The 12283-nt window shown below is 33.5% G+C and carries 9 protein-coding genes and 3 tRNA genes; 2 read left to right on the top strand and 10 right to left on the bottom strand.

All coding sequences use genetic code 11. From position 1 onward, the window contains the following. Positions 1-245: 245 nt before the first annotated feature. The 8 genes from ACXX80_RS11910 to ACXX80_RS11875 form a co-directional block, all read right to left on the bottom strand. Positions 246-1517, bottom strand: a complete 1272-nt coding sequence (locus ACXX80_RS11910) for a relaxase/mobilization nuclease domain-containing protein (protein ID WP_458553388.1) — start codon at positions 1515-1517, stop codon at positions 246-248. Positions 1518-1528: 11 nt separating this feature from the next. Continuing rightward, positions 1529-1861: a hypothetical protein gene (locus ACXX80_RS11905; protein WP_458553387.1), complete on the bottom strand. Its 333-nt coding sequence runs from the start codon at positions 1859-1861 to the stop codon at positions 1529-1531. A gap of 598 nt (positions 1862-2459) precedes the next feature. After that, positions 2460-4340 (bottom strand): hypothetical protein, encoded by a 1881-nt coding sequence (locus tag ACXX80_RS11900; RefSeq protein WP_458553386.1) that lies wholly within the window; start codon positions 4338-4340, stop codon positions 2460-2462. A gap of 97 nt (positions 4341-4437) precedes the next feature. Beyond that, a complete protein-coding gene (locus tag ACXX80_RS11895) occupies positions 4438-4722 on the bottom strand; it encodes a helix-turn-helix domain-containing protein (protein WP_458553385.1) in 285 nt (94 codons plus the stop codon). Between the two features lie 107 nt (positions 4723-4829). Then, positions 4830-5576, bottom strand: a complete 747-nt coding sequence (locus ACXX80_RS11890; RefSeq protein ID WP_458553384.1) for a hypothetical protein — start codon at positions 5574-5576, stop codon at positions 4830-4832. Between the two features lie 138 nt (positions 5577-5714). Next, positions 5715-5788, bottom strand: a tRNA-Arg gene (locus ACXX80_RS11885). A gap of 22 nt (positions 5789-5810) precedes the next feature. Then, a tRNA-Pro gene (locus tag ACXX80_RS11880) sits at positions 5811-5885 on the bottom strand. Between the two features lie 17 nt (positions 5886-5902). Then, positions 5903-5986 (bottom strand) — tRNA-Ser (locus ACXX80_RS11875). Between the two features lie 231 nt (positions 5987-6217). Here ACXX80_RS11875 and ACXX80_RS11870 point away from each other — a divergent pair. Both ACXX80_RS11870 and ACXX80_RS11865 read left to right on the top strand, forming a co-directional pair. Then, complete coding sequence (locus ACXX80_RS11870; RefSeq protein ID WP_458553383.1) at positions 6218-7396, top strand: acetyl-CoA C-acyltransferase; 1179 nt, start codon at positions 6218-6220, stop codon at positions 7394-7396. Positions 7397-7466: 70 nt separating this feature from the next. Next, entirely contained in the window at positions 7467-8228 is a 762-nt protein-coding gene (locus ACXX80_RS11865) for a C40 family peptidase (RefSeq protein WP_458553382.1), read from the top strand. Positions 8229-8280: 52 nt separating this feature from the next. On the opposite strand, the gene ACXX80_RS11860 is transcribed toward ACXX80_RS11865, so the two are convergent. Together ACXX80_RS11860 and gyrA are read right to left on the bottom strand one after the other, a co-directional pair. Beyond that, on the bottom strand, positions 8281-9549 hold the full coding sequence (locus ACXX80_RS11860; RefSeq protein ID WP_458553380.1) for a tetratricopeptide repeat protein: 1269 nt from the start codon (positions 9547-9549) through the stop codon (positions 8281-8283). 48 nt (positions 9550-9597) lie between these two features. Continuing rightward, entirely contained in the window at positions 9598-12249 is a 2652-nt protein-coding gene (gyrA, locus tag ACXX80_RS11855; protein ID WP_458553378.1) for a DNA gyrase subunit A, read from the bottom strand. Positions 12250-12283: the final 34 nt, after the last annotated feature.

Below are 12283 nucleotides of genomic sequence, written 5' to 3'. Positions count from 1 at the left end.
AGCTTTTAATCCGCTTGAATCACTTGATAGGATTTTACCATTAGCACAGTGTTCAAGTCGTATCTATCTATTTCTCTTAGTAGGCGAGAGGATGATTGATTACTATTTCTTAAAGGGAAAAAAACGAATACCCGTTTTTCTGCAAAGTTCTTTAAGCTTCATCTATGGTACAAATCTACAGTTTTTACATTTAACAAGCAATAGACTACAATAATTTATTTTAATTTTAATGATTTTTCACAGTTCTACCGTCTCATTTTTCTTTTTATAATTGGCTTTTTCTTCTTATCGGCATCCGCAATTGAATAATTATCAAAATCTGGAGTTTCTTCTTGAGTAATGAAAATATCTTTAAATTCCTCTGTATCATTAGTACTTTGTGTCGGTTGAGGCTGCGCTGCCTCTATGGTCATTCTAATAAAATCAAACCTATTTTTGGACTGCGTAGTTCTAGTATTAACTTTTGGTTTATTTTTTTGAATGGTAGTCTTATCATCGACTTCGTCTGCATAATATTTTGCCAATCGCTCATTTTCTGGATCTGGTTCAAAATAGTATTGTTTAGTTAGTTCCACTTTACCATTTCCTAAATTGATATATTCCAGATAATACTCTTTTGCGTTTCTCAGCTCTATTGGTTCGCTTCTGTTCAAAGAATTAAAAACCGGTGAAAGGGTATTACTTTCTGCATTTTTTTTGTTCTCGGCCAGCCGTTGACTAATACATTTGGCACTAAAACCAATCTCGGAGCCTTTAAATCTAATTTTATCAGCAAAGCGAAAAGCAGTTCCAATCAAACTTCCATCTACAGGATCAAACCTAAATGTAGCTTGAATATTAACTTCAGCCAATTCTTTTTTAAGGTCATCAAGACTGGTTGCATAGTTAGTCATTCTATTGACTGTATTTCTAACAGTCGTTTTGTATTCGCTCAATTTAAAAGATTTATCTATAAACTCCTTTGTCTGACGACTCTCTATGATTTTCTCTAGTTTAGCTTTAGGTACATTTCTATACACGCCTTTCAAACTATCAAAAATTCTGCCCCTACCTTGCACACGAAACAAATTAAGCTCTTGCTCCACCCGATCTGCTATACCTACGGCATCGTTCTTATACCAATCTACATTTAGACTTTTATTGTCTAGATTAAGTTTATTTGCTATGACATGATAATGGCTCATAGCGCTATCGAAATGTTTTACCATCACCCATTGGTGTTTAGTGTCTGTAATACCAAAATATTTAATAAATGCTTTTACAGCCTCGACTTCCTTTTCTTGGGTTAAATTATCTTGAGGATCAAAAGAAACCGAAATATGCAATACAGGTTGTTGTAAACGTCTGGAGTTTTGGGCGTGTTCTGCCATCTGCCAAGCCATCTGCTTGATATTTCCCACTACATTATTTGTTTCAATCTGTACCGGTTTTTTATCCTCTGGTAAATCGACTTCAATTTTATAAATATAGTTTAACGCGCCTCGAAAATAATTTCCCATGGTAATATTTCCAATCATCTTTTTTCCCTTTAAGATTTTAATTCAACAAACTGCATTACTCGATCTATGGTTTCGACTAATTTATCAGAAATCATTTTATGTACATTCGCGAATTTTGTATTCTGGTTTAGATTATTAGCGATGTTCAAAAGCAAAAAATACTCATCTTTTGATAGCACGCCTTTAAAATCACTTTCTTTCTTATCAGCAATTGGAATTTCTCGAATAGACTTACGAAGACATTCTGCTTGTGAAATATTTAATTTTTCAGATTTTATTTCTAACTCTTTTTTTTCAGTTTCAGTCATTCTGATTAAAAATCTAACTTTTAGTTTCTCTCTGATATATTCGGATTTATTCATGTCAATATCTTTTAAAAATTAATTAAAATTATACTACCTCGTAGAGTCGTCAAAGACTTCCCAAAGGGCAAGAATGGGAACCGATTTACGATTGAGCGTGCGAAATTGTACATCGGATTCCCCACCTTGCTATTTGTAAACTGTAAAATTTGTCTCTTTTAAAACCATTTTTTATTCAGTGAATAAGAGAAAGATTTTCTAGGTAATTATGGTAAGCTTTTTAAATATTCAGCTCTTTAAAAGCTATAGTTCAAAAAATAAAAATTGAGCTTACCCTTGGGATTTACATTTGGTTATTGGCCACATAAACTTTTCTTTCCCTTTAACTTGGACAAAATCATTTAGTGAAAGAAGTTTGTATTTAAAGCAATATCACTTCCTACTCTACCTACACATCCTACCACACTGATTTATAATTAGTTAATTTTAAAAAAAGCAATAAAAATGTAGGTTTGAGTAGGAAGTAGTCGGAAACCTAAATTAAACTTCCTACTATTTCCTACTACTTCCTACTATACTTCCTACTACTTTTAAATCTTAAACAGCTAAAAATAAAGAACTTAACAAATAGTAGGTAGTGTAGGAAACCAAAAAAGCATTAAAGAGGATATTGCTCGCAAATTTGCCACTCAATGGCATTTATGATTTCATCTTGGATCTGCAGTTTTGAAACATCTATTTGATAACCTGATGTATTCCTTGCATCTTTACCTTTGGCATACTTAATACTCTTCACTTCTGTAAGAAAACAAGAATCTTTTTTGATAAAGTCTTGTATAGCAGCTTTATTGGGAGCTGTTTCCCTATATTGCTGCATCCACTGCCTTTGTATTTTATTGTAGCAAGAGGTAAACTGAAATGAGAGTTTATTTCCGTCCAAACGAAGGTCTCTAAATACTACAATTCGATCATCCTTATTACCACGCATAGATGCTAAAAAACAATCCCAAAACTTAGTCCCAATACTTGAAGAGTTCAATTTTCTATTTTGGTTATCAGTACATTTTTCAAAATGACTAATCATTTGGCTATAGTTAAAGGGAAAAGAAATAATGTCTTTGAAAATCTCATATATCGACCCGAGAACAGCCAAATTACTGATAACACGAGTATGCTTAACCTCGAACATAGGGATAAAGTTTTCTTTACACTGCCTGAATTTAGCTTGAAAAGTCCTTTCAACTAACGATCGATGAACTAACAGTTGGTCTGTAAAATGAGATATACCTTTCTTTGTGTAATCTTTTAAAATATCATAGTTTTTAGTCTCTTCAAGGGTAAATGTTTTAGATTGAAACTCCAGCCATAGTAGCCTTGAAATCAAAGCTTCAGACTCAGGGTAATCATTTCCCGTGAGCAAAGTCGATGATAATATCGGAACAGTGTCGGTACTTACTTTGCTATCAATGGTTCCAAACTCATACCCTCTTCGATCCCAAAACCCTTTAATTGTGCCATCTAGCTTCATATCACCGCGTTTGTACTCTGAAAGGTGGCAAATAATGTTTGTAAATTGAGCAAACTTCCTAATTTGTCCTTTCAACGTAGAAGCTCCTCCTTCTAAATTTATAGCCGATTGAGGTATACCGAAAAAGCTTTGGCAACAGTCTGCCAACTGATCCTTCCCACTTGATCCAGGGCCATATAGAAAAAGGATTGGAAAATTACCAATCTCATTGACGATAATGTCCTGAAATATGCTACTAATGGTAAACAAAATTGCGGTAATGGAATAGTCTTTATGTACTTCCATCATCTTTGCTAAATAAACATGCACAGTTACCTCAGATTCGATTGCAATCATTCTTTTTTGAGGCAAATAAGCTGACAAATTATTTAAATAAATTTTATTAGCAGAAGCAACGTAGAATGACTTGTCATTGTGCGTAAAAAGCCCATTTTCATCAATTTCTAAACATTTTCCGTTTAGCAAATTAACTTTGTTATTCCATAGCCAAAAGTTAAAACCAGCTTGATATCCTAAACTGTCAATCTTATGACCATTACCCATTTTATCAAATAGATAGGCCTTGAGAAGTTTGAAATCAAGGACACTACCACTATAAAGGTAGTTTCCATGTCGAGCAATACAGTTCTCAAAACTGCCCAAAGTATTGAAGAGATCAGAAGGTATATCAAAAATCTTCTCTAAATTGAAAACATTTTTGATCTTCAATAGCTTGATGGGAAATCTTTCATCTTGAATATGCTGCAAAATTTTAATTTCAAAATTCGAAATGTCTTGAAAGTAATAAGATATATCATCCTCTTTCTCTTTTTTCCTCCGGACATAGATTTTGTTATTTGACATAAATATTTTATATCTATTGATGTCATCTTCCACATCCTTAAAAGATACATTTAAATCATCTGGAAAATCAATAGTCGGATTTGATTTTGATTTTTTTTGATTTTTTTTTGGAGGTTCAAAAACAGCCAAATTTTCGTTTAGCTGTTCATTATCTGATACGTTTTTCATAATACAACAAAGGATAAATTGTATCTTTGCAGGATACAAATGGATTACAAATAAATTAGAGCACAATCATTATAGTCGGAAGCTAGAATGATTGTGTTTATTTTTTCCAATGGTTTTCATTTGATTGTTGCTCGTAGATAGCAGGACTTTCATTACGAAGTAAAAATTCCTCTAAATCAGACTTTTGGAAATAAATTAACTTTCCGTTTGGTTTAAAGAATTTAATCCTTTTTGCACTTGTCATTTTATATAGAAACGACGGCTTCATATTTAAAAATACAGCTGCTTCTTCAACAGATAAAATGGTCTTTACTGCTAGGCTTAATTTTTGGATACTAGATTCAATACTGAATAATTTTTCTTCAATTTGTAGATTGCTCATAATACATTGCTTTTTATGTATTCCTTTAGTTAGGAATGCAATGCAAAGGAAAGCATAAGAAATATGGGATGTAATAAGACTTAAAGACTTACGTCTTTAAAACGTCTTTAGTTTTTTTTCATCCAAGTAGCAATATTATCAGGTTTTAAAGGATTTTCTTCTTTTAAGTGACTAATTTCATTGAATTCAAAATATTTATTTACAAATTGACAAACTTCTTTTCTTGGAATTGTAACCATTTGATTTTGAAATATTTTATTTAAAAAAGTTAAAAGCAATTGTCTGTCTTTAAGTTTTGTGTGCATAATTGGTTTCCAAACAATTTTTTCGATGGGTTCATTCAATTGTAATAAATCTTTGAATCGTGATATTTCACAAATAAAATAGTTCAAGTCACTGGCTAATTTAAACTCTTTTAAAATCTCATTCTCTTCAACCATAAAACTCGGTTGAAGTTTAAGTAAGATAACATCTTCTGGTGATTTGCTTCTTTGAAATTTATAGTACTCACTTTTAGCGAGCTTTAACGGGTAAAAATAAAACGAAAGCATAAAAAGTACACCTATAATGTAGATAATTCCATTAATAGTCCCCTCACTTAAATATGAATAATCTTCTCTATTATATGATCTAAAAGTATAAACGGTCGCCCAGTATGAAATACCAAAAAGTGCAAAAAACCATGTTTTCATTACAGCTTTTCTGCAATTAGATTTTGAAGTTAACTCTGTTATATCTCCAAAAGATTTATCAATAAGAATAGATATTACTTTCGAGGTTTTTAAATACTTTAGAGTTCCGTATAGAAAGAATAAGGTCAATACAATTTCATAAACATATCTTCTATCAGCCATAATTGAGATTTTAAAACTCAAACATAAGAAAAAATAAGCATAGAATGAATTACTTTAATTGACTATTATGTTCGTCAAATGTTCGTTACAAGGCATAAAAAAAGCCCTTACAAATTTGTAAGGGCTTGATTTTCAACGTGAAGGCAGAAGGATTCGAACCTTCGACCGCCTGCTTAGAAGGCAGGTGCTCTATCCAGCTGAGCTATGCCTCCATTGCTCATGTAAAAAAATTAGTCGGGGTGGCAGGATTCGAACCTGCGGCCTCCTGCTCCCAAAGCAGGCGCGATAACCGAGCTACGCTACACCCCGAAAAGCAAATTATAAAGCGGAGGGACAGGGACTCGAACCCTGGCACCGATTACTCGATGACAGTTTAGCAAACTGCTCCATTACCACTCTGGCACCCCTCCAAGCTCAAGAAAACGTGTTCTGTTTTGCGGTTGCAAATTTAAGACATCTTTACGTTTCTCACAACTATTTAGAACCTTTTTTTTAATATTTTTTATCATTTTTACAAAAACACTTAACAATCAAATATATAGAATGAAAATAAATTTAAAAAAAGATAATGGCAAAATCAAAATTTGAAATTGTTTAAAAAAGATTAAATTTGCTACATAAACCAACATTATAAAAAAGTCATGAACAAAAGAGTTGTTATCGTTTCTGCCGTTAGGACACCTATCGGAAGTTTTATGGGGGGATTATCTACAGTTACTGCTCCAAAATTAGGAGCAATCGCTATTAAAGGTGCTTTAGATAAAATAAAGTTAGATCCAAATTTAATTGATGAAGTATTCATGGGCAATGTAGTTCAAGCCGGTGTAGGACAAGCTCCTGCAAGACAAGCTGCACTTTTTGCCGGCTTACCAAATTCAGTTGCCTGTACCACAATAAATAAAGTATGCGCTTCAGGAATGAAAGCAGTTATGTTAGGCGCGCAAGCTATTCAATGCGGTGATGCCGAAATTGTAGTTGCCGGTGGAATGGAAAACATGAGTTTGATTCCACACTACATGAATTTAAGAAATGGAACTAAATTTGGCCCTGCAACCATGGTTGACGGAATGCAGAAAGATGGACTTACTGATGCTTACGATAACAGCGCTATGGGAGTGTGTGCTGACTTATGCGCAACAGAATACAACTTTACTCGTGAAGATCAAGATAACTTCGCAATTCAATCGTATGAGCGTAGTGCAAAAGCATGGGATTCAGGAAAATTTGATAATGAAGTTGTTCCTGTTCCTGTTCCACAAAGAAAAGGAGATCCTATTATTGTTTCCAAAGATGAAGAATTCACTAATGTAAAATTAGATAAAATACCATCATTAAATGCCGTTTTCACAAAAGACGGAACCGTAACTGCAGCTAATGCATCAACTATCAACGATGGAGCAGCAGCAGTAATATTAATGAGTGAGGAAAAAGCAATCGCTTTAGGATTAAAACCTTTGGCGTATATCAAAGGGTATGCTGATGCAGCTCAAGAGCCTAAATGGTTTACTACAAGTCCTGCTAAAGCGATTCCTAAAGCATTAGAAAAAGCTGGAATAACAATCAATGATGTAGATTATTTTGAATTCAATGAAGCATTTGCTGTTGTCGGTTTGGCTAACTCAAAAATTCTTGGATTAGAAGACAACAAAGTAAATGTAAATGGTGGTGCTGTATCTTTAGGACATCCTCTTGGTTGTTCAGGGGTTAGAATCATTGTTACATTATTAAATGTTTTAGAACAAAACAATGCTAAAATTGGTGCTGCTGCAATTTGTAATGGCGGTGGCGGTGCTTCAGCAATTGTAATTGAAAGAGCTTAAATAATTATCTGTTAAGAGTTATGGCTTTAAAACCTATAACTCTTAATTCTTAACTCATAAAAGAACCTAAATGTTCGGAATTTGTAATCTAGCCATAATCCCACTTCGCTTTGAACCCAGTGATAGAAGCGAAATCGTTTCTCAAGTTTTATTTGGTGAACATTTTGAAATTTTAGAACAATTGAGACAATGGTCCAGAATCAGAATGCAATATGATGATTACGAAGGCTGGATCGATTCTAAACAGTTACAATTGATTTCCGAAGCCAATTTTAATCAATTATCTACCGAAGCCATCATTCTAAATGCTGACTTAATAGAATATATTACTGCGCCAAATAATGTATTAATACCAATCCCACTTGGTTCTTCGGTATCTTTTATACATCATAATGATATAAATATTTCGAATTTTGATTTTGAAGGAACAAAAACCAGTGGAGAGAAAAGCAAAGAAAGCTTAATAAATACTGCATTTATGTATTTAAACAGCCCTTATCTTTGGGGAGGAAAAACTCCTTTTGGAATTGATTGTTCCGGTTTTACCCAAATGGTATACAAACTCAATGGCTACAAATTATTACGAGATGCCTCCCAACAATCAACACAAGGAGATGCTTTAAGTTTTATTGAAGAAAGCGAACCTGGAGACTTAGCATTTTTTGACAATGACGAAGGCAACATTATTCACGTAGGAATTATAATGGCCGATAATTACATCATTCACGCCAGTGGAAAAGTACGAATTGACCGCATTGATCATTTAGGAATATTTAATGCTGAGACAAACAAGCATACTCACAAATTAAGAGTCATCAAAAAAATAGTATAAAAAAAACCTGTCTAAAAATTTAGACAGGTTTTTTTTTATTTGAGTAATTCGCTTACATTTTTGCTTTCAAAGCTTTGTATTCAGCAGTCATTTCTAATGCGCTGTAAACTCCTAAAAGAGTCTTAGAAACATCTACATTTTTTGAGTCTAATTCAACAGCTTTTTCAAGATAAGGAATTGTTGCTTTAAAAAGCTCTTCTCTTTTCTTTTTCAATTCATCATAACGCTTCATATCCTTAGTAGATGTTCCCAGCTTGTTCATTTCATCAATGATCGCTTTCTCATTTTCTAATTTCAAGGCAGCTAAATTAATATACCCATTAATATATTTTGGGTTAATTTCTATAACTCTTTTGTAATATTTTTCAGCATCTGCAACATTCTTAGCATTTGCACTTAATACACCCAAGTTAAAAATCAAATCAGCGTCATTTGGATTTTTTTCCAATACTTCAGCTATTAATTTTTTATACATGTCAAAATCTTTTGTTTCCAAATAAAGATTAGCTTCAGTCAAAGTCAAAGAAGTATCTTCAGGATTTGCTTTTCTCGCTTCAGAAATTGCTTTTTTTGCTTCTTCAGTTTTACCTTTTTCAACTAAAATCAAGGCCATATTCTTATAAATTTCACCTCTTTTAGAAGGAATCACTTCAGTTCTAGGCTTTTCATGCGTACCTAATTTTACCATTCTGTCTCTTTCTTGAAGTGTAGTAAAAAAATCTTCTTCCTTAGTTAATTTATTAACTGCAAAATAGCTAGTTCCTTTTCCTGAATAGTTTAAGTTTTTCAAATCATCATACAACTTAAGCGCAGCATCATAATCTTTAGCATTTACATAAGTAGAAGCTGCGTAGTATAAATTGATAGTGTCTTTTTTATCTAACAAATAAGCGTCGTATAATTTTTTAGCACTATCAGCATGCTTATCCACTTTTGAATCAGCAATTGCACTATTAATTAATTTGAATTTAATATCTGTAATTGAAGCTGCAGCTTGAGTTGAAAATTTTACTTTTCCAGAAGTTTTCTCAGCAGCAATCAAATCTTGATACGCTTTTGCAGCAAGCGAAAGATTTGTATTAGTATCAACACTCTTGTTTGCTAAATCCAATAAAGAGTTTCCTTTTACAAAGAAAAATTGTGCTTTCTCAGCATCTGGAGCATTCGCGATTAAAGACTCAGCTTCCATCAAAATGGCTACTGCTTCTTGAGACTTACCAGCTTTCAATGCTTTTTCAGCGGCTTTAATTTGATCTTTTTGAGCAAAAGTAGCTACTGATATCAATAATGCTGATGCTAGTAATACATATTTACTTTTCATAATATTCTATTTTTGTTTAATAATTATTCTTGGTTTTCTAATTTTAATTTACGCTTCGTCATCTTCATCATCGCCTTCATCAGTCTCATCATCAGCTTCCTCTTCTTCAGAATCATCTTCGTCATCATCCTCTTCAGTACCTTCGTCTTCAAGAACTTCTAAGACTGGTTTGACTCTTTCAATAGCTTCCGTTTCGATAACATTCCCTTCTTCATCCACAACTACTTCTGCTACATCGTCTTTCATTACTTTGGTAACTGCTGCAATTGAATCTTTACCTTTTAGATTTATCAATTTAACCCCTTGAGTAGCACGTCCCATTACACGCAAATCTTCAATAGCCATTCTGATTGTTAATCCAGATTTATTAATAATCATCAAATCATCGGCGTCAGTAACTGCATTTATCGAAATAAGCTTTCCTGTTTTTTCTGTTATATTAAGTGTTTTCACACCCTTTCCTCCACGATTAGTAATTCTATAAACATCTTCACCATCTTCATCGACTAATTTGGTACGTTTACCATATCCATTTTCAGTTACTACTAAAATTTGTGAATCATTAATATTTTCCTTATCAACAGTAACCATGCCAATTACTTCGTCAGTATCATCTTTAAGAGTAATTCCACGTACACCAGAAGCAGTTCTTCCCATCGGACGGGTTTTAGTTTCTTCAAAACGAACTAATTTACCGGATTTTACCGCCAAAATAATTTGACTTTCTCCATTTGTTAATTTCGCTTCCAATAATTCATCGCCTTCTTTAATAGTAATTGCAGCAACACCATTAACTCTAGGTTTAGAATACTTCTCTAAAGAGGTTTTCTTAACCTGACCTTTTTTAGTTACCATAATAAGGTTATGGCTATTGATGTACTCTTTATCTTTTAAATCCTGAGTACAGATAAACGCTTTTACTTTATCGTCACTTTCTATATTTACCAAGTTTTGAATCGCTCTTCCTTTAGCCGTTTTACTTCCCTCCGGTATTTCATAAACACGCATCCAGAAACATTTTCCTTTTTGAGTAAAGAACATCATGTATTGATGATTCGTTGCTACAAACATGTGCTCTAAGAAATCTTGATCTCTTGTTCCAGCACTTTTTTGTCCAACTCCACCTCTATTCTGAGTTTTGTATTCCGTAAGATTAGTACGTTTAATATAACCTGCATGAGAAATAGTAATTACCACATTTTCATCGGCGATTAAATCTTCAATACTTACATCTCCTCCAGAATATTCAATTACAGAACGACGCTCATCTCCATATTTATCACGAATTTCAGTTAGCTCTTCTTTAATCAAGGCAATTCTCAAGTTTACATCCGCTAATAAAGCTTTCAAATGCTCTATTAACTTCATGATTTCTTCGTACTCTGTTCTTAACTTATCTTGTTCAAGGCCTGTTAATTGACGCAAACGCATTTCAACAATGGCACGCGATTGAATATCTGATAAATTAAACCTTTCGATTAATTTTTCTCTAGCTTCTTCCGTACTTTTTGAAGCTTTGATTAAAGCAATAACTTCATCAATATTATCCGAAGCAATAATCAAACCTTCTAATATATGCGCTCTTGCTTCCGCTTTTTTCAACTCAAATTGAGTTCTACGGATTACAACATCATGACGGTGCTCGATAAAATAATGAATCAAATCTTTCAGATTCAACATTTGCGGGCGCCCTTTTACAATCGCAATATTATTTACACTAAACGAAGATTGTAATTGAGTATACTTATAAAGTGTATTTAAAACTACGTTTGGTGTCGCATCACGTTTTAAAATATAAACGATACGCATCCCGTTTCTATCCGACTCATCACGGATATTTGCAATTCCATCAATTTTTTTGTCATTAACCAAATCAGCTGTACGCTTGATCATATCCGCTTTGTTGACTTGATACGGAATTTCGGTAACGATGATACATTCTCTTCCGTCCACTTCTTCAAAACCTACTTTAGCACGCATTACAATACGTCCTCTACCAGTTTTGAATGCTTCACGGACTCCTTCATATCCATATATTATACCACCAGTAGGGAAATCTGGGGCTTTGATATGCGTCATCAACTCGTCAACTTCAATATCATTATTGTCCATGAAAGCCAATGTACCGTTGATTACCTCAGTTAAGTTGTGAGGCGGCATATTAGTAGCCATACCTACTGCGATTCCTGTTGCCCCATTTATTAATAAGGTAGGAACACGAGTTGGCATAACTGTTGGCTCTTCTAGTGTATCATCAAAATTTAATTTAAAATCAACTGTTTCTTTATCTATATCTGCCAAAATTTCTTCTGAAATCTTACGCATTCTAGCCTCTGTATAACGCATTGCTGCTGGACTATCGCCATCTACAGAACCAAAATTACCCTGGCCATCAATCAATAAATAACGCATACTCCATTCCTGCGCCATACGAACCATGGCATCATAAACAGAGGTGTCACCGTGAGGGTGATATTTACCAAGAACTTCCCCAACAATTCTTGCGGACTTTTTGTGGGCTGATCTGGAGTTAACCCCTAAATCATGCATTCCAAATAGTACTCTTCGATGTACTGGTTTCAAGCCATCTCTAACATCTGGAAGCGCTCTTGATACAATTACTGACATCGAATAATCGATGTAAGCCGTTTTCATTTCATCTTCAATGTTAATAGGAATTAACTTTTCTCCTTCAGACATAAGTTGTTATATTAAAAAATTATATTAGTTTCAA

This window comes from Flavobacterium sp. GNP002, assembly GCF_054343795.1.
This window is presented reverse-complemented; position numbering and strand designations above follow the sequence as displayed.